Annotated in this window: 11 protein-coding genes and 2 pseudogenes; 4 read left to right on the top strand and 9 right to left on the bottom strand. The window is 58.8% G+C overall.

Annotation, left to right across the window (positions count from 1 at the left end):
* Nucleotides 1–16: 16 nt before the first annotated feature.
* A complete protein-coding gene (locus FJ527_RS26935) occupies nt 17–2,566 on the bottom strand; it encodes a caspase family protein (RefSeq protein WP_140824475.1) in 2,550 nt (849 codons plus the stop codon).
* Between the two features lie 825 nt (nt 2,567–3,391).
* Complete coding sequence (locus FJ527_RS26930; RefSeq protein WP_246677816.1) at nt 3,392–3,967, bottom strand: hypothetical protein; 576 nt, start codon at nt 3,965–3,967, stop codon at nt 3,392–3,394.
* A gap of 45 nt (nt 3,968–4,012) precedes the next feature.
* Here FJ527_RS26930 and FJ527_RS29760 point away from each other — a divergent pair, with 45 nt between their 5' ends.
* Together FJ527_RS29760 and FJ527_RS26925 are read left to right on the top strand one after the other, a co-directional pair.
* Nucleotides 4,013–4,177: a hypothetical protein gene (locus tag FJ527_RS29760; protein WP_246677815.1), complete on the top strand. Its 165-nt coding sequence runs from the start codon at nt 4,013–4,015 to the stop codon at nt 4,175–4,177.
* 470 nt (nt 4,178–4,647) lie between these two features.
* Nucleotides 4,648–5,568: pseudogene (locus tag FJ527_RS26925) on the top strand (IS630 family transposase); the annotation flags it as partial.
* A gap of 23 nt (nt 5,569–5,591) precedes the next feature.
* Here FJ527_RS26925 and FJ527_RS26920 read toward each other — a convergent pair.
* The 6 genes and pseudogenes from FJ527_RS26920 to FJ527_RS26895 all read right to left on the bottom strand — a co-directional run.
* Nucleotides 5,592–5,735: pseudogene (locus tag FJ527_RS26920) on the bottom strand (IS5/IS1182 family transposase); the annotation flags it as partial.
* A gap of 25 nt (nt 5,736–5,760) precedes the next feature.
* Nucleotides 5,761–7,722, bottom strand: a complete 1,962-nt coding sequence (locus FJ527_RS26915; RefSeq protein ID WP_140824473.1) for a hypothetical protein — start codon at nt 7,720–7,722, stop codon at nt 5,761–5,763.
* Between the two features lie 167 nt (nt 7,723–7,889).
* Nucleotides 7,890–9,998, bottom strand: coding sequence for a class I SAM-dependent methyltransferase (locus FJ527_RS29515; RefSeq protein ID WP_210241270.1), 2,109 nt, complete (start codon nt 9,996–9,998; stop codon nt 7,890–7,892).
* Nucleotides 9,995–11,071, bottom strand: a complete 1,077-nt coding sequence (locus FJ527_RS26905) for a glycosyltransferase (RefSeq protein ID WP_181166503.1) — start codon at nt 11,069–11,071, stop codon at nt 9,995–9,997. Before FJ527_RS26905 ends, FJ527_RS29515 begins: the two co-directional genes overlap by 4 nt.
* A 25-nt stretch (nt 11,072–11,096) precedes the next feature.
* A complete protein-coding gene (locus tag FJ527_RS26900) occupies nt 11,097–11,873 on the bottom strand; it encodes a hypothetical protein (RefSeq protein WP_140824471.1) in 777 nt (258 codons plus the stop codon).
* A complete protein-coding gene (locus tag FJ527_RS26895; RefSeq protein ID WP_140824470.1) occupies nt 11,866–15,675 on the bottom strand; it encodes a glycosyltransferase in 3,810 nt (1,269 codons plus the stop codon). The genes FJ527_RS26900 and FJ527_RS26895 overlap by 8 nt, the downstream gene beginning before the upstream one ends.
* An 813-nt stretch (nt 15,676–16,488) precedes the next feature.
* Between FJ527_RS26895 and FJ527_RS26890 the strand changes: the two genes are divergently transcribed.
* The gene (locus FJ527_RS26890; protein ID WP_140824469.1) at nt 16,489–16,803 is read left to right on the top strand and encodes a hypothetical protein; all 315 of its coding nucleotides are present in this window, start codon (nt 16,489–16,491) and stop codon (nt 16,801–16,803) included.
* A 26-nt stretch (nt 16,804–16,829) separates the two neighbouring features.
* Here FJ527_RS26890 and FJ527_RS29755 read toward each other — a convergent pair whose 3' ends face one another.
* Nucleotides 16,830–17,075, bottom strand: coding sequence for a hypothetical protein (locus FJ527_RS29755; RefSeq protein ID WP_246677825.1), 246 nt, complete (start codon nt 17,073–17,075; stop codon nt 16,830–16,832).
* Between FJ527_RS29755 and FJ527_RS26885 the strand changes: the two genes are divergently transcribed.
* Nucleotides 16,962–18,644, top strand: a 1,683-nt coding sequence (locus FJ527_RS26885) for a DUF4347 domain-containing protein (RefSeq protein WP_246677823.1), incomplete at its 3' end; no start/stop codon positions are given. The genes FJ527_RS29755 and FJ527_RS26885 overlap by 114 nt on opposite strands.

Below are 18,644 nucleotides of genomic sequence, written 5' to 3'. Positions count from 1 at the left end.
ATTGCCTCCTTGTTGTTCAGAACAGGTCCCGGCGCGGGTTGTCTTGCTCCCAGACGGCTCTGGCCGTCTTGACAAGTTGGTCGTCCACAGAGCCGCCCGCCGGAATTTTCGATTTGAGTTCCGAGCGCAGCTGCTTCAAGGCGGCTGTTTTCGGCTTCGCGCTGAATTGCGCCAGCGTCGTGCGAGCACTCGGCAATTCGTTGCGAAGATCGAGCCCTATGCTGAACGCCAAATAACGGACGACCAGAGCCTGATCGGCCTTGTCGCCCTTCTGCATCTCGATCGCCGCGCGGTCATATGCGCCGGAATAATCTCCGCGAGCGCTCGCAAGCTCGAAAAGCCTTGTCGCCTCATCGAAATTCTGCGTCACGCCTACTCCATCCCGATACATGCGGCCGAGACTGCCCGGCGCATAGGGCTGGCCGAGATCCATCGCTTTCTGGAAAAGCGCCTGTGCCTGCTTCGGATTCTTCTCGACGCCACGTCCGCTGAGATAGCTGCGGCCTAGAAGGTTCATCGAGTACATGTCTTGCCGTTCAACTCCCGCTTTGAGAAAGGCGACCGCGCGATCATAATCCGCGGGCACGTCGCCACGACCTTCGGTGAAGATCGAAGCAAGCTCGTTCATAGAATAGGTATGCCCCATAGCGGCAGCCTTCAGCAGTAGATCCAATCCCTTGCGGGTATCGCGTTCTACTCCCAAACCATTGAACAGAGCACGTCCCCAGGCAGTCATCCCATAGGGATCGCCTTTGTCGGACGCCTTCGCATAGAAGCCATTCGCCTGTTTGGGATCCACGGCAGCCCCTATCCCCGAAGCGGCAATATAGCCCATCTCGAACAGTGCCCGCACATGCCCCTTGTCGGCAGCATCCTGGATCGCCTTCTTGGCCTCATCGACCTTACCAACCGCAAGCAATGCCCGGCCAAGCTGGTAGTGGAAGCGAGGGACATCGGGATAGGCTTTCACCGCCGCCCGGCAGACGTCTACGGCGTTGCTGCTGATCTCATTCGGCAACAGGCCGGGGACGACGCCCTGCAGGTCAAGTGGCTCACCGGCCTCCCTGTCGCAGGGGTCGACGCTTGGCGAGAGCTTCATCGTCGCCGGCTTCGACGATGTGTTGTCGGCCCTGATTTCGAAGCCGACGATCAGTGGCTGGACGGCGCCAACCTGGGGTTCATAGCGTAAGTGATCGACTTCATCGGCCATCAGGCTCGAATCCGGCGACAAGGTCCGATCCGGCAGCGACAGCGTTCCCGTTGCCGGATAGCCCGCAAGTTTCAGCGTGACCGCCGGATCCGCGGTTGGGAAATCCAGTTGCAACGGAACCGGGCCGACGCCAACTGGAACATGGACTTCACGATTCTCGATCGCTTCGGCGGCGCCAGCAATGTGAATGCCGCGTTCCACCGCTTGCTGCTTCTGCTCGGACTCCAGCGAGGCTATAACTTGCTTGCCCTCGGCGCCCTCACCATTCTTGACCCGGAACACCAGGATGCCCTGGGATTCGCCACCCCAATTGTCGCGCGTTGAATAGGCCAGCATGTCGACTTCTTCCTGGGCACCCACACCTTTGGGCACGTCCATTCGCAATCGCGGGAGATCCTTGCCGGCAATCGGCTCCCCCGCCGCAACCGGCTTGCCGTCCAGAATCAGATGCCCCAGCGACGGCTGCCTGTCGATGCTGACGGTGACCGCACCGCCATCGACATCGACGGGCTCCGGCAAGTCGAGCGAGACAGGCCCGACGCCGGACGGTACGACCTTTTCCAAGACCGGCGGCAGTGCAGGCCGGTTGGCGCGACGCATGAGGACGACCTCGTCGATCAGCGATGAGTTTTCCCAAGGCACCTGCTTACCGGCCGTAGCCTGGACCACATCCCTGCGAACGGCCGCCATGACCGAGCGTATCTCCTGATTCGGCGCCAGCGCGCGACGGGAGAAAGCGGAGGAGAAGGGGCTGAGGTCGCCATTTCCGTCATAAGCGACGGCGCCGGGCTCGGTGGCGAAGGCTATAAGCGTGTTCAGCGAACTTTTCACCTGGGCAAGGCCGGTGTTGCCAGCAACGATCAGCTGGTCTCGCAACCAATAGTCCTTGCGCGGAAACGGATTGTTGCGGCAGGCATCGAGGATGATCACCTGGATCTTCGATTTCGTCCGCAACTGCTGCAGCACATCGTCGAGCTTGATGGCCTGGACCTCAATGTCGGCCGCGTTCTTGAGCGATGCATCGACCGGGATTAGGAAATTTTCTCCGCCGATCTGAAAGCCGTGGCCGGAATAATACACGATCGCCAGGTCGGCACCGTCCGCCGCTGCGAGGTAGTTGCGGAACTGCTTTTCGAATTGGATCCTGGTGAGATCCTTGGCGACGAACACATCGAACCCGGCCAGCCGAAAGGTGTTCGACACGTCCTCGGCATCCTTGTCCGGGTTCTTGAGGGCCGGAATCTCGCGGTACTCGGAATTGCCGATGACAAGGGCCACCCTACGATCGGCACAAGCTTGGAATGCCGTGAAGCTCGCGAGCATCAGGGCCGCAATGAACGCAAAACATCGCAGCATGGCGCATCCTTAACTGCTCATGACCTGGAGGGCACAAGACACAGCTTGCGACTACCTGGTCTGTTAAAGACTTCACAATCTGCCCAAAACGGCAAGGTCGCACCCGCGATGGATGGCAGGTGCTGTTCCCACAACTCCTAAAATAACCCAGTGGCGTGGGTACCGCAACAAGCGGGGTGAATGCGACCGAGGCTGCGGCGTGATCGGACCTTGTAGGGCTGGTTGCTGTCGCCCGCTAGGTCAACAAAGGACGGGGCTGAATGACATTATCTCGCCTCGGCCCGTTGCGTCGCGGCCGCTGCCCTCCCCGCTTTGGGAGCCATTTAGACTAGCCCCGGGCTTCTCGCGCGCCGTGTGCCGGCATCCGAGAGCGCTTCGGTGGAAGTCCGTTTCCGCACCTTCGCGACCGCAACAATCCTGGCTTTATGCCGAAGATCGAGGGCTTTATGCCGAAGATCGAAGTGCACGGTGGCGAGCATCCGCGACAGCTCGGGTCCGACGACCCGGTCATCTGAAATCGCCCAAGCGATCTGGCGGCCCGCCGACGATCCCTCTGCACCGCTGCGCATCGCAGCCAGTGCCGATGCTGTGGCCTGGATTGGCACAGGCGGGCTGGAACCTCCTGAACGTTTCACGCGATCAGCCGCCTCCTGCGATCAGCGTGTCCGTAAAGGACGACGCAAAGAGGTCGTCGTAAGGTCGTAAGTTCACCTATATCCGCAGGATCGGCGGCCAAGACGACGCGCTTGGGCTGCCAAGTGGCAGGAGAAACTATCAACGCGCCTGCTCTTGCGGCGCGAACCTGTTCCGGCACCCCTTGCCTGATTACGAGATGCGCAAGAACTCGCGCAGGCGGACCGGCAGTCGAGGCGAGGCTTGCAGTTCGGCACAGCTCGCCTCCCATAGCTTCAGATAGTCGGCGATCGGGACACCAGTGCGGCCGGGCCAGCGGTTGAGTGCGCCCAGCGCCTCGACACAGTCCGGCGCCCGGTCGTATTCGGCGAGGATGGTCACCGACATCGCCTGAGCGAATGGATTGAGGCCGGGCATTTCGATCTCGCCGCGATGGCCGGCGAACCACGCCGCGGCGTCGCCGATGAGCCCCTGGCTGTCGGCGAGCGCGGTATAGCCTCGAATGACGTTCTGGCGATACTCGGCGATGGCATCGCCGAAAGCGCTGTCGCCGGCAAAGGGTGGGTTCTCCTTCCAGCTTCTCGCCAAGCGCTCCAGGCCACGCAACGAAAAGGCTTCCACCATTGCTTCCTCAAGCCACTGGCAAGGCGGTGCGGGCTTGGCATCGGCCTGCCAGCTGTTGGCGGCGACATGGCCGAGCTCATGGCCGAACTGGTAGGCGAGCTTCGACCAGTCGCGCTCGCCAATATCCACAATGATCCACGCCATGCTGCTACCGTCCGGATGCAGCCAAACAGACGGTGGGCCTGACGTATGCTCGTCGACGCGAAGCCGCGTCGGCTGGCGATCGGAGACCAGGCGGACGCCATCCAGGCAGGCGTGCCGCATGCGCTCGACGACCTGATCCGCCGAGCGAGGAAGCATGTGGCCCCAATCGCCGGCGAGTTCGATTGGGGCGGAGAGGAGGGTTGGCGGTGAGGTGGCCGAGGGAGACTTGAGAGACATGGCTGCGTAGGCTTTCCGCGAGTGGCTCCGAAGCGTAGCTGGTGCCAGCCAAGTAGCCAATGAGACGGCAGCTCGTATGCAAAACTTTCGCCTGTTCGTCAGCGGGTGCCCCTTTGTCCAAACGTACTTATCCGGGCCGGAGCGTCATCGAGAACTTTCTCCTGGAGGACGCGCCTCATTATTCTGAATTCTGACCAAAAAAGTCTCCGTTAGACAACAATTGCTTTCTGGCGTTCGTCGCAGGGTACCGCAACCCTCCCCATCGAACACCACTTAGGCTGAACCTGCGAAGGCGGTAAGTGATGAATCGCGGACTTGCTAGCGAAGCGGCTTATGAACCATCCTCCTTTGGAATGCCGCATGCATCGAAGAACACCGAAATATTTCCTGATAGGAGAAGGGGGAGGGTGTCACGGATTCGCCCTTCCTCCCAATTCCACCGCGTCGCAGCTGAGCTGGGGGTCCACGAGCATACGGTCGGCAAGTGGAGGCGCCGCTTCCTCAAGGATCGCGTCGAGGGTCTACTGGACGAAACCCGGCCAGGCAGGCCCCGGACGATCGATGACGATCAGGTCGCAGCCGTGATCGAGCGGACGTTGCGCTCCACGCCCAGCGATGCGACCCATTGGTCGATCCGATATATGGCCGGTGCGACCGGCTTCTCGCACACGACGATCCGCAGGATCTGGACCGCCTTCGGGCTGCAACCGCACCGCTCGGAGACGTTCAAGCTGTCGAGGGATCCGCTGTTCGTCGACAAGGTGCGCGACATCGTCGGGCTCTACCTCTCGCCACCCAATAGGGCGCTCGTTCTCAGCGTCGACGAGAAGAGCCAGATTCAGGCGCTCGATCGTGAGCAGCCCGTGCTGCCGATGATGCCGGGCATCCCCGAGCGCCGGACACATGGCTCTGTCCGGCACGGCACCACCTCGCTGTTTGCAGCGCTCGACGTAGCCTCCGGCTTCGTTATTGGCAAGTGCTACAAACGGCACCGGGCCACCGAGTTCCTCGACTTCCTGAAGCAGGTTGATGCCAGTATTCCGCCGGACCTCGACGTCCACATCGTTATGGATAACTACGCGACTCATAAAACCGCGCTGGTTAGGGCATGGCTGGCGCGACGGCCGCATTACCATGTCCACTTCACGCCGACATCGGCATCCTGGATCAACCAGGTTGAACGGTGGTTTGCCGAACTCACCCGCAAGCAGTTGCGCCGCGGCGTCCACACCTCGACCAGCCTCATTCAGCGGCACAATGAGAACCCAAAGCCATATCGCTGGGTCAAATCCGCCGACGACATCCTCTCATCCGTCAAGCGCTTCTGCCAAAAGGCCGAACAGACCTTATGCAGTGAATTTTAGATTCAGGTGACTAGGCTCAGGACTCATTGGTTGATCCAGAAGATCACGGTGGCTGCGATGCAGATTGCAGACATGAAGGTGTGCGCACAACGGTCATAGCGGGTGTGGATGCACCGCCAATCCTTGAGCTTGCCGAACATGTTCTCCATCTTGTGGCGCTGACGATAGAGTACGGCATGGACCATCCAGGTCTCAGATAGTTTGTGCGCTCGCGTACGCTTTTAATCCAGAGCCTAGCACCAACTCTCCCTTGGGCGAGACGAGCAGCTCTATAAGGTCTCCCTTGAGATCGGTACCAAATGTGCATCCCGCATCAGCATGAACCACAGGATGAAAGTCGAGTATGCCGACCAAAGCACCTGTCATCTCGGCATCCAAAAATAGCGCGCCACTTCGATATTGCTCCGGAACCAACTGCATTAGGTCAGTAGCGGATTGGGCGCTCGTAATGCAAATTGTGGCACCAAGCCCTGCCTCGCGGCTTAACGAGTCCAGAGAATGCCGAAGCTTTTCAAGCTCCGAATTCTCGTTTCCGAGCGAGAAATGGATGAGCGGTCGAAAGAGCGAGAAATCGCTTTGAGCCTCCGTGTTGCTGTCGAGTATTTCTAGTCGCTCGGGAATGATTTGCCCGAGAGCCGGATTGCATGGCTCAAAGACGATTTGCGGGCGCCTCTCGGTCAGTTTCAGAGCAACTGGCCCAAATGCGATTTTGCGACGGAACGCAATTGCTCCTGGTGCAAGCGACGCCGCCAGCGCGCTGGACTCAGCGGCGAGTTCTCTGCCGAAGTCAATCGGCTGCGCGGCCAAAGAGTATATTTGTCGATCAGTATGGCATAGCCAGGAATAACGGCGTAGAAGCGCCAAACCTTCGATCGTGTCGGCTCTAACTAGCTGGTAACGCTCCCAATCCCGACACCAATTCTTTGCGCGAACCACGCCATCGAGGTCCGATCCTAGATAGTGGTCGCCAGTCCGGACGCCGATGCTTCCATCGGAAAAATTCTCAATATCGCAATCAAGATCCGTGTGACCCATATCGCTATCCGATCTCCCGACCGATAACTGGCGAACCTCTCCTAGGGATTTTTCTCGCTTCAGCAATCGGCCCTTCTGAGCGGCCAGCTCAATCACGAGGTTCCACGGCGCGACACCAAAAGGTGCGTGGCAAACCGAACCGTCATTTACAAACATAACAGTATCGTGACGAGTCACGAGGTAATACAGATCCCGGAATGCTTGCACATTTTCGACTACCGCCGAGGCGTGGACACTGACAGCATCGACGTCCGCTACAGCGGGCTTTTCGTGGTGACTTTGATCAGGCCGACCGGCGGTAGCCGAACGCCCACCGTCCCGATCGCCAACGTCGATTGCGACGGGATCTGTTGTGCTCCAGCGGCCGTCTTGCCCCAGTTCTCCCGCGCCGACGAACATCCGATCCATCCGAACCTTACCCAGAGCCGAGCGCGGATTGTCGGCATAGTTATTCGGCATGTGCCATACCCATGCAAAGGCCGGAACTGTGTCGGTTTTCTGATAAATTGGCGTAACGTATCGACTTTGGAAGGGTGCCGGGACATTCTCCAAGCACAGCCCCATAGCTGCCCGCTCCGCCACACCCCATCGACATACTGTCCTGCTTGCCTGTCGGTCGAATGAGGGCGATTGGACATATTCCACACCCAGTTCGAGATCGAGGATGAACAGGGGATTGTAAGGATTCGGCATGTTCACCAGCACCATATCACCTAGTAACACATGGGATTGAACCGGTACGTAAACCGGCCAAAAAACGTCGCTGGAGGTGAAGCCGCCGAGGGCTGTGCTGTATTCCACCCGAATGAACGACGGCAGTAGCCCAAATCCGCGGAGCGCCTCGCGGTACTTTACGAAATAGCAAAAATTGAGAAAACTAAGGCGAATGTCGTTCTCGAGATAGATGAAATGCGTGTAGCGGCCGTGATTCTCCTCAATGAATTCCCTAGCGATAATCGACTTGTGACACCACGTTAGATCCCAACCGTCAGTCAGATCACCGTAACTGCGGACCGACACCCCGTTCTTCGTCAGCGTCTCTCTAGATAGGCGATTGAGTAGGCCCAATTCATCTTTGTGGAGCGTGTTAGTTACGATTATCACGTCCATGGCGGCCACTGGATATTCCGCAAGCGAACGCAGGACTTCCGCCAAGTAACCAAGGCGGGTCAGATCGAAATGGAAAGTGATGGCGCATAGAATGCGAGCTGTTTGTGCTCGCTCAGACACTATCAGATGATGCCATAAAGACAACGCACCAGCACCCTTGTGGATTCAAACTAAGATCAATTAAATTTCTTTTCGATATACAATTGCCAAATTGGAAGGCCGGATATGATTCTTAATTTTCGTTGGAACATATTTACGAATGCATCTATCGCCGGTTTTGGCATGTTTAGCGGATTTTGCTGGCCAGCCGGCCCCAATCCCCATAGATAGTCATCGAATATCATGATGCCGCCAACGCGAAGCATCTTAAAGGCAAGTACAGCGTCTGCAAGCACGTCGGGAGCCTGATGCGACCCATCAATATAGACGAAATCGAACGCTGCGTCTCGTCGCGCAATCATCTCGGAAAGCGCCTCCGTTGAGGTTTTTTTCAACTTCGTCACAGACGCCACATGGGTGGCTCGTCGCCCCGCAAGAGCAGAGTTGTAATCAAAGCGCCGTTCCACTTCGCCCATAGAGTCTTTGTCGTGCTCGACCCCTCCCTCCCAGGTGTCGACACAATAAATCTCGATTGGCCCGAACTTCGAGCAATTCTCGATTAGATAGCAAGTTGATCGACCCTCAAACGACCCCACCTCAAGGATCCTTGCAGGTTTTATGTCGTCAATCAACGAATTCCAAACCGGTACATTGTTGGAGAACCAGTCTGAAGTAAATTGGTATTCTTCGCCAGGATCCAGGTCTGATCTTTGAGTGTGCTGCGAGGACGGCGGTCTAGCATTCTCTATTAACTCGATCCACTCGTCAATTGCGTGTTGCCAGTCGAACTTCCGCGCAATCTCCCTCGTTACGTGACACTTCTCGGCAAAGGCAGCGGGATTTTCCTTATAATAGCGAAGGGTGGCGCTGGTGAAAGCCTTGAATTTGTCGGGTTCGATCGGCGCTATGATGCCGCCGCCCTGATAGGCCTTTAGAGGAAAGTGGCCTACTGGCGTGCCGATTACGAGCCTTCCCGCGGCCGCCCCTTCCATGACCGATAGCGGACCGGACTCGCTGACGGAACTTGTCACAATCGCGTCGACGCTCCGATAGAACTCTGGCATATCGTGAAATGAAATCTGGTTTTCTGTCGAGCCGGCCACCTTGAACGCCAAGCCGGCTTCCCGCGTGGCCGCCTCGGCGAGTTCTCCGCGCTTCAACTCCACATCATAAATCTTTAGGGACATTGACGTGGCGTACCCGACTGTTTCCAAACGTTCAGGCAGCTTGGAAAAGAAGCTTTGATAGTCAATTCCCAGCGGCACTACTTTTGGCATTCTCGGTACACCGCGGGTTACCGAGGCAGAATATACCTGTTCACTAACCACCCCAAAATTTGCGAATTTCTTGAATACATCCAACCCTTTCTGGTCAATTAGCATACGAATATCAAATTCTGAATGGGATATAGCAATTATCTTATCGTAAGGAATATTGTATGTGTCCGCAAGCGTCGAAACACCATCAAGAGACGTTATATACAGGTCATAGTACGTCGACAATTTATCTATATATGCGACGTGATTTGTTTGCCAATCAAGTATATCGACGACAAATCCCCTGCCTTGTAGGCGGCGTGATAGATCATAGTAGACCCGACCGTGCGACCATTTCGTGTAGCCATATATTAGAACCTTGAGGCCGATAGGGTGTCTATTAGACGCGGCTCTTATTTTCGGATGGATTATGTAGCTTTTTATCCTCTTACCATCGAAGTCGGGTTCGGTGCCGCGCCACATCTCGCTATCTTCGGGGGTGGCTTCAGTGCACCAGTTCTCTGAAGCAATGAACAATTCCCATGTGCTGCAGACAGACGCCACAAGCCTTACGTGGCCGTCGGGTATGGCCGACAAAAAAAGCCCCCGGGATTTCAGCGTCAGCAAACCACGCTCCAGCGGAATCAATTCGAATACCGTGGGATCGACTGGCCGATTTTCACGTTGCGACTGTGAGACGGAAAAACAGGTGTCAGGATAGCAGGCGATCGGTACTGGCGAACTGTCGACGTCGTGGATCAGCCGACCCTGGCGGTTTGTACCTCCCGAACTCCTGTCCGACTCAAAAAATGCGTTCGCCGGGCTGCTCTCGATAGGGCCGTGTCGCAACTCACCCGTGATGGGCTCGACGTACATGACGGTGCCGAATACCGTGAATAGCCGCGCGGGGTTGAAAGACGAACCGTTCATGTGCCTGCCCGCAAGCTGTCTCGGTGACCAACAAAGAAATCGAGGTTGTCTTTGAGCCGCTGATTGTTCGGATCGAGTTCAAGCGCTCTTCTCCCCCACTCCACCGCCCGGTCCATGACATTGAGGCGCCACGACGCGATCGCACCGAGGTCATGCAGTCGAAAGCCCCAGCAGTTAGGGTCGTCGAGATAGCTCCCGGTACGGTGCGTCTTCTCGATCCCGTTGGCGCAGGCCCAGAAGAGGTTCAGCCAGTCAGCCTTGCCGTGGAACTCCTCGGCAATGTCGAGCCAAATTTCGCGGCGATGAGGCGCTTCCATCCGGGCTTTGTCCAGCCAGGACAATCTTTGCTCCGGTAGCATGCGGGCGATGTAGCGCATCGCCTCGGAGCGTTCTTCCGCCCACTTGCTTGTCGGCAATGCGAGGTAGCGCTGGAGCAACGGAACGGCCCGCTCCTGTTGGTTGGCCCACATCAAATCCCGCCCGAGCCAAAAGCAGATCTGTGTGTCGTCGGGATTTTCCCTGTGCGCCACTTCCATCAGCGGCAGGTAGCTGCTCCTTGTTGGCTTGGTGAGATCCTGCACCTCGAACATGACGATGTCGTTGCTGTTCGCCGTGACTTCCCTTTCTCCGGTGAAGACCAGGGCCTCATGGACAGGTCGATTGAACCGATAGCCCCACCGATGATGAAAGTTTTTCGCCGGCCAGCTTCGTAGCGGCGTCGGATCATCAACACTCGATCTGTAGACGGTCTGGCAATAAAGGGCCGTCGTCTCTGACGTCCAGGCCGCCTCCAGCTTCGGCCGCCAGCCGGGCTCGAGAAATCGATCCATGTCCATTGTGCAGCAGACATCAACGTCGGGCGGGATCAGTGCCATGGCGGCGTTGCGGGCATCGTCGAAACGCCATGGGCGGACCGATATCCGGTGCACGGTAACGCCGGCAGCGGTCAGCCGCGCCACCGTGTCATCGGTGCTGCCGGTGTCGGCGACAATGCGATAGTCGGCGTCGACGGCCGAATTGGCCCAGCGCTCCGCGTTTGCTGCCTCGTTCAACGCAATGGTGTAAACGGCCACTTTCACACGAAGCCTTGCATAGGTTCTATGCTCGAAAGGAATACGTTCGGTAGACAAAACGTATCGGCCTAGCCATGTAAGGATTGGTATCAATCATGGTAAGAATTGATTTCATCTCCTCATAAGGATCAACGCCGATTGAGTGAAGATACGAGTAAAATGCACCCGTCTCGTGATTGCTTACTTGGGTATGCCGCATAAGAAATTCGTCGACGATGCCCGCCGTCCAGCGATCCGAGAGGTGATGACCCCAATATAGATCGAGTCCCCATCCCGAGATCGATAGGTCAAAGGAATGAAGCATCTCCTTCAGGAACGCACGCCTGAAGAACGGGGCCATGACCTCGACCCAATTCGTGGTCCGCAGCTTGAGGCCGGGATGCTCGCGCGTCAGCCCCATCGCGTCGATGCAATCCGGGGTCAAGGCGGGTTGAGCGAGATCAAGCGAATATTCTTCGCAAATGGCAAAAAACGCATCAGGATTGAAAAGAATTTCTATATCGTCATCAAGGAATAGAACTCCCTCATAGATATTATGAAGACCTGTAGTCTCGAAGAACCGTTTAGCGCCATGCATTTTTGATCGGCCGCCAGCAAAAACGATTTCGGCCCTATTTCGAAGAATATCGTCCGGGTGTGGCGTGGCGTAGTAATTTATCGCGAGGTCATACTGGCGCTCCGCTTGCGGAATCACGGAAAAAAAGGAAGGGCGACGCTTCGATCCAGCGCGTATCAGAATCAGATATCGCCTCGGGTCGCTCGGGACCGACAACAGGTGGATATCGTTCGAATTCTCAAACATTGAGCCGACGGTTCTCGTTCCGATTGTTATCGAATGTCCCCAGTTCCCGCGCTTTGCGGATAGCCACAAGGCCACCAAGCAGCTTTGCCCTGTTCAACTCATAGTGGCTGTCGAAGAACAGGATCTCGGAGAACTGGTCGGCAAGCACGCTCACCCCCAGCGGATCGACGGAGCGGGCCGTGCCGTGCTGTTGGATTTCCCGCAGGAGGGTCTTGGTCAGCGTGATCTTGCCGAGGTCCTCACCGGGCGGCTGCCAGTCGAGGTCTTCCAGGAAATACCAGCCGCCCTCGGCGAGCAGCGGGAAAAACTCGCGCAGCGTCAGTTGTTCGTCGAACGAGGCGTGGCTGCCGTCGTCGATGATCACGTCGAGCGAGCCCGGCTCGAGCTTGGCGGCGATGCCGCGCAGATCGTCCAGCTTGGATTGGTCACCGATGAACGATTTGAACCTTTCGTTGTTGAGCCGCGAAAAATCCGTCAGGTCGACACCGATCACCTGGCAGAAGGGAAAATAGCTCTGCCACAGCGAGACGGATGGGGTCTCGGTCTGGTTGCCTTCGGCCAGACCGCGGCACAGGCCGATCTCCATCAGCCGCTGCATGGACAAGCGCCGGGGCGACAGAAGGCGATCGTAGATCCTCGCATAGCAGTGACGGTTGCCTGTGTGCCTGTTCTTGTCGGTATTGAAGCGGTCGGCGAGGCTCGCGAACGTGGGAAAGCGATCGAGCGGGCGGATCAGCGACGAGATCAGTGGCGCCCCTTCGCCGGCATGCCGGGCCTCGTTGCGTGCCGTCCACAGGTGGATGCCGAACACCCGCTCATCGTTCAGATAGTCGGCCAATTCCCCAATCGGCTTCTCGAACCGATCGATCTCATTCCAATCGATGGTGTTGAAGAACATCGGGCTGAACACCCATTCCCGCAGCGCGGCTCCCGCATCGGAAGCAATGTAATCGGACAGAAGCTTGGGGCCGATGTCGCCGAACTCCTTGCCGTGTGCGGCGTGAAAGCGTTCGATCGACAACTCATACAGCGCCCTGAGATGACTGCTGTAGGGTCTGGCATAGATGACGTTGCCGCAAACAAAATGACCCTTGTGCGATCCGCGCCACTGCAGATTGAAGAAGTATTCGCCGCAAAAGGGAAAGGGACGCAGCAGGATGACGTCGGAATCCATCCATAGCCCGCCATGCTCGTAAAGCAGGGCGTAGCGGAAGATATCGCTGAAGTACCGGATCTCGGAACCGGCGACGATGCGCTCGAACAAGGCCCGCGGCATGACGTCGTCGGCATTGCGGACTTCGATCCCGTGGGGGACGAGGAAATCGAGCTTCTCGGGCGCGTAGCTCCATACCCGCACCGGATGGCCTGTCGCTCGCATCGACGTTGTGGCGGCGATCAATGTACGATGCTCGGCCTTGTCGAACATCACCTGGTAAAAGCAGTTGATCTGCGGAAGTGCCGTGTCGTCGCTGCCAAGGAAGCGGGACATCCGCGCGTCGAATTGGCGCGATCGTTCCCGCCGCTGCAGCGAAGAATCGACCTCGCGCAGAAATGGCGCGAGTTCATGAAAGATTTCGTCTGTCGACTTCATGCCGCTGGCGCCGAGGTCTTTGCCTTCCGACGGCGCTTGGCTTGTGTGGCTCATGGCTCCATCGTCAGCGCGGTCAGGCTTGATCGCTGCTTTCGGTTGCGGAGCGCCATGCCCAGAGGCCACCGTCAGCCTGGACGCTGTACCGGCCGCGCCCAATGGCAGGCTGTCCACATCCTCCAGCAGCGACCTCACCTCCGCCTCGTCGACGGTCGCGATCCAGGACTCGCTGTCGGTGACGCTGTAGGAAATCAGCAGACGCCTTTCGTCAGGGTGCCACGCCAGCCCGGCAGCGAATTCGACGCCCTTTTTGTCGAAGAAGAACGGACGGCTTACTTTTCGCAAGGTGTTGGCTTCATCGAACCAGACGAATCGATGCAGGTAGTAACGCCGCTTCTCGGCGGCCCGCCACTGGACTTCATGAATCAATGCGAGCCACCCGCCGGCAAATGCGATCAGCTGCGTTCCACCCCTGAAACTCGTGGCGGCAATTGCGGGAGGAGTCTCGCTGAGGGTCGAGCCCCGCTCGTCGACGATCCGGGTGGGATCGCAGAGGTAGATGAATTGCAACGCCCCTGCCCCCACCGTGCCCGGCCTGACTTGCGGCATCCAGTTCTTCTCGTGCACCCGCGGCCCCGCCGGACGGAGCACGCGCCAATCGGCCAGGCGGCAGGAAGCGCCCTCGTCAATGCGCGCGACGACCTGCTCGCACCAACCCTCCTCCGTCAATTCGCGCACGCAAGAGACGCCCCACAACGCATCGCGCCAAGCGAACAGGCGCATGTCCTCAAATCCGAGAACACGGTCGTTAGCGGGTTCCGGCATATCGGCCGGTGGCAAAACCTCGCTTGCGGACTGGATGGCGAACTCATCACTCAATCGGAGAAGGAAATTGCGCGTGTGAACCGGCACTCCACCCGGCGTGTCATATTGCAGGTTGTCTTCGGCCAGGGTGTAGTTGACCGTCCGCTGCAAGAGCACGATCTGGTCACCCAATCGAGCCACTGACGGGTTTGACGGTCGATAGCCATCGGGCGCCGTGAAGCCCACCGGACGCGCGCTGAAGGACGGCATCATCGTCTTGGCGGGCTGCACATAGAAGAACAGGTTGGACCACGCCAGTTCCCTAGGGCCGTCGCCAATGGTCCGGTTCAGCGCCAGCCAGTTGCAAGCCGCGAAGCCGCGGTCCTTGCGCACAGGATCGCGCGAATAGTTCGCGGCGATCGCAAACTCTTCCAGCAGGCCTGTCGTGTAGACGTAGTCCTCGAGAAACAGGATGTCCTGCTCGGGCCGCTTGATCGCCAGCCCCGCTTCGGAAAACAGCACACTGGCATCGTTCATTCCCTTGTCGCGGTAGAACCTGGCCAGGTCATAGAGCGGCTCAGCACGTTGCGGCCGTTGATTGAAGGCGGCAAGCGCCTGCTCAACGAAGCCTGGCTCGTCGCCGAGCTTGCGCAAGCAGCGGGCCCCCTGCAGGCGTGCGTTCCACGCTTCCTCGTCCCAACCGCCCATGGCAGCGCGTTTGGCGTAGGCCACCGCAGCCTCAGCCGTCCGCCCCGCGTCGCGATAGGATTGCGCCAGATAGAACCAATAGCGCTGATTTTCAGGATCCGTCTCAAGAGCTTCGAGCAACAGCTTCGCGTCGCGCTCGAACTTGTCGACCCGGTTCGATCCGCTGGCGTGGTCCTTGTACCAGGCACTGCGCAGTTCCAGCACACCGTCGGGCACGTCGAGATATTCATGGGTCACGCCATGGTAGCGCGCACCGGAGTCGCGCCTGACCAGGCGGGTGTTCCAATAGGCCAGGCCGGAATCCGATCGCTGCAGCAGCCGGTAGCCAGGACTGACGAGTTGTTCTCGGAAGCCTACGTCCACGACCACCAGTTCCATGTCGGCGTCGTCAAATAGCAGATAGTCGTACGCGAGTGCCGAGGCGTAGGCGTGATCAAGTGCTGCATTACGCGCCTGCTCGAAATTCAGGAAGGGAAACTCATGCAACTCGCCCGGCAGGTTGCGGGCAGCGAAGAACGATTTGATGAAATCCTGCGTCCCGTCGCTCGAGCCCGTATCGCCGATGACCCAGCAGTCGATGTGGTCGGTCACCGCTGCGAGGCAGCGCTGAAGGTTCGCCATCTCGTTCTTTACGATCATGTTGAGGCAGAGGCGCTTGCGGCTTGTCATCTGAATCGTCGGCTCCGTGCGGCGGTCCGTCACGCCGCCCCTCGATTAGTTCACCGCCATTTGCCAGGTGTCGTCAAGATCGAGAAATGTTGATCGGAGGTTCTAAGTGGCGTCCCGCCAGAGGAGTGCCACGCTTGACGTTGATCACATTTGCAACATGGCAAGGGCTGGAGAGGAGACGTTAAGGGCAGGGTTCTGAAGAACAATTTTCAGCAACTGCGTTAAAGAATGGCCCCGCACCCGCCCCCTGATCAATTATCCGTTCGCTTATAGTTTACAAATCCCTAATTTTCTGTTTACTAATGTACAGCCTTGAGGGCACTCGCGCAGTTCGCGGGTGGGTTGGCGTTCTTGAGAGGGTTTTAGAAGTTCTGGAGTAGCTAGGCCACTTCGCGGCTGAAGCAGGTGCGTTCGCTAAGCGTCCGCTGCCGCGTATGCGTTTGTCCTTCTGCTGGAGGCGGACGGGTTCCCGTTCCGGAGGTCCCTCTCAAGTTTTCGCCGAGACATCGGCGTGAACATGACGGGAGTGAATTCGTGAGTCGGGTAAGATCGCGTGCGCATCGCAGGAAACGTGAAGCCTTAGCTTCGCCACCACCCAACCAGTCGCGGCTGGACATCGGAACCGATCTAGAGATCGGATATCGAGCTGCCGCTTGCCAGACGAACAATCAAAAACCAGCTCGGCGCGCCATTGGAACACGTGGCGCACAAAGGCGCCCGGCATCTGCCCACTCATCCATGATGCCCACCCATCCCGCAGACCGTCCGCGTCGCGCTCGGTCGGGCGGCTTGTAGAAGGCCGAACACGAAAGGCGCGGCGCAGTCGCCGCTACCGAGGAGGACCAGATGAGCTACATAACAGGGTTTGCGGTCATGGAAGTTGCCGTTAGAGGCGTCTTGCCTATCGGCGACACGACCGAAAATGTGCCTTATTTTATCGTCGACACGGCCAAGAGCGCCATCGTCGGTCAGGTCATTCTTCCCAAAGCCGTCAAGCGAAGCCTCGCCGTCGCTGTCGCCGTCAAGGTTCCGGCCGCGGCCGGCTCATTGGCGATTGGCACGTTTGACGACGGCGGGACTTTCCAGGCCTGCAGCTTCCTCCGCGTAGACAGCCCCACTGTTGCACGTCCCGACGGCGCCGTCGGGCCGTCTGGACGATGACTGCCCAAGCTCCTTCTCCTGACCGCTCACCGGCCAAGCCGATGGGCGGTTTTCCCTTGAACTGAATTCAAAGCCAACAGGAGCCAGTCATGGCCCGCGCCTCTGAAATTCTTTTTATCGATCCTTCGATCTCCGACCTCCAGACCGTCCTTGGCAATTTGCGACCCGAAGTCCAGGCAATAGTGCTGGATGGCCGCCGACCGGCGGCACGGCAGATTGCCGCCGCGCTCTCGCGGCACGAAGGGCTCGACGCGGTGCACGTCTTGGCGCATGGCGCGCCTGGCCGGGTTAGTTTGGCCGCGGGAGAATGGTCGGTCGCCACACTGAAGGAAGAGGCTGAGGATCTTGCCGCAATCGGCAGGGCGCTTACCGCGGACGGCGAACTGCGGCTGTGGAGCTGCGAGACGGCTTCGGGGAATGCTGGCGAGACCTTCGTGGCTGCACTGGAAGAGGCAATCGGCGCAGACGTCTTCGCATCGAGATCGCTGGTCGGCGCAGCGGCTTTGGGCGGCACCTGGGAATTATCCACACAGGCTAGAGCCTCTGCGCCTTTGCCGCCGCTGACTTCGTATGGTGTGGCAAGTTACACCGGCGTGCTTGCAACATCGGGCGATCTGACACTTGCTGGACTTATAGCTACTGGTAACGGAAACAATATTAACACGTACTACCTGGTCGATACAAATGGTACAACCCTTAATTCCGACGACACAGTCGTCGGTAGCTTTAACCTTCCATCTGGAAGCAACGGAAGAGTACCAACTTTTTCCGCAACTATTACAGTTCCAGACGTTACGCATACCTATTTAATTTACGATAGTGGCTTTGACCTGTACGGTACACTTACTCCTGTCGACGCCGACTTCAATCCGGCCAATGGCCTCCAACTGACCAACCCGCCGACTTATTCTTTCGTCACCACGCCTATCAACGAATTCGGGCCGGGCAATGATGGTAATCACTTTGCTGGTGGCACCCTAACTGTCGCCAGTGCTGGCACCCCGGGGGCGACTGGCCCCGCGGGCCCGACCGGCGCTACTGGCGCAACGGGCTCGACCGGCGCAACGGGTGCAACTGGAGCCACGGGCGCGACAGGAGCCACGGGCTCTACTGGCGCGAGCGGCTCATCGGGTGCGACCGGCTCGACTGGCGCCACGGGTTCGACTGGGGCCACAGGCTCTACTGGCGCGAGCGGCTCATCGGGTGCGACCGGCTCGACCGGCGCCACGGGCGCGACAGGAGCCACGGGCTCTACTGGCGCGAGCGGTTCGACGGGACCGACTGGCGCGACAGGTGCCACAGGTGCGACGGGGGCGACGGGAGCCACAGGTGCGACCGGCGATACGGGTGCCACAGGTTCGTCCGGAGCCACAGGTTCGACCGGCGCGACCGGAGCGAGCGGTGCAACCGGCTCCACTGGCGCGACCGGAGCCACAGGTGCGACCGGCGATACAGGTGCCACAGGGTCGTCCGGCGCCACTGGTTCGACCGGTGCGACCGGAGCGAGCGGTGCAACCGGCTCCACTGGCGCGACCGGAACCACAGGTGCGACCGGCGATACAGGTGCCACAGGGTCGTCCGGCGCCACAGGTTCGACCGGAGCGAGCGGTGCAACGGGCTCTACCGGCGCGACTGGCTCGACTGGTGCAACCGGAGCCACAGGTGCGACCGGCGATACAGGTGCCACAGGGGCGACCGGGGCGACCGGCTCTACTGGTACGACAGGCTCCACCGGAGCGACTGGTTCGACCGGCGCCACGGGTGATACCGGAGCGACAGGTTCGACCGGCGCAACCGGCGATACCGGAGCAACAGGATCGACAGGTGCCACCGGCGCGACC

Origin of the sequence: Mesorhizobium sp. B2-4-18, assembly GCF_006441385.1 — a bacterium.
Classification (GTDB): Bacteria; Pseudomonadota; Alphaproteobacteria; order Rhizobiales; family Rhizobiaceae; genus Mesorhizobium; species Mesorhizobium australicum.
The sequence above is the reverse complement of the archived record's forward strand: the minus strand, read 5'-3'. Positions and strand labels throughout refer to the sequence as shown.

What these genes read in the sequence shown, in the direction of transcription:
- FJ527_RS26935 (WP_140824475.1), bottom strand. Translation starts at nt 2,566, where the DNA reads ATGCTGCGATGTTTTGCGTTCATTGCGGCCCTGATGCTCGCGAGCTTC.
- FJ527_RS26930 (WP_246677816.1), bottom strand. Translation starts at nt 3,967, where the DNA reads ATGGCGTGGATCATTGTGGATATTGGCGAGCGCGACTGGTCGAAGCTC.
- FJ527_RS29760 (WP_246677815.1), top strand. Translation starts at nt 4,013, where the DNA reads ATGCTCGTCGACGCGAAGCCGCGTCGGCTGGCGATCGGAGACCAGGCG.
- FJ527_RS29515 (WP_210241270.1), bottom strand. Translation starts at nt 9,998, where the DNA reads ATGAACGGTTCGTCTTTCAACCCCGCGCGGCTATTCACGGTATTCGGC.
- FJ527_RS26900 (WP_140824471.1), bottom strand. Translation starts at nt 11,873, where the DNA reads ATGTTTGAGAATTCGAACGATATCCACCTGTTGTCGGTCCCGAGCGAC.
- FJ527_RS26890 (WP_140824469.1), top strand. Translation starts at nt 16,489, where the DNA reads ATGAGCTACATAACAGGGTTTGCGGTCATGGAAGTTGCCGTTAGAGGC.
- FJ527_RS29755 (WP_246677825.1), bottom strand. Translation starts at nt 17,075, where the DNA reads ATGCGCCAAGACGTGCACCGCGTCGAGCCCTTCGTGCCGCGAGAGCGC.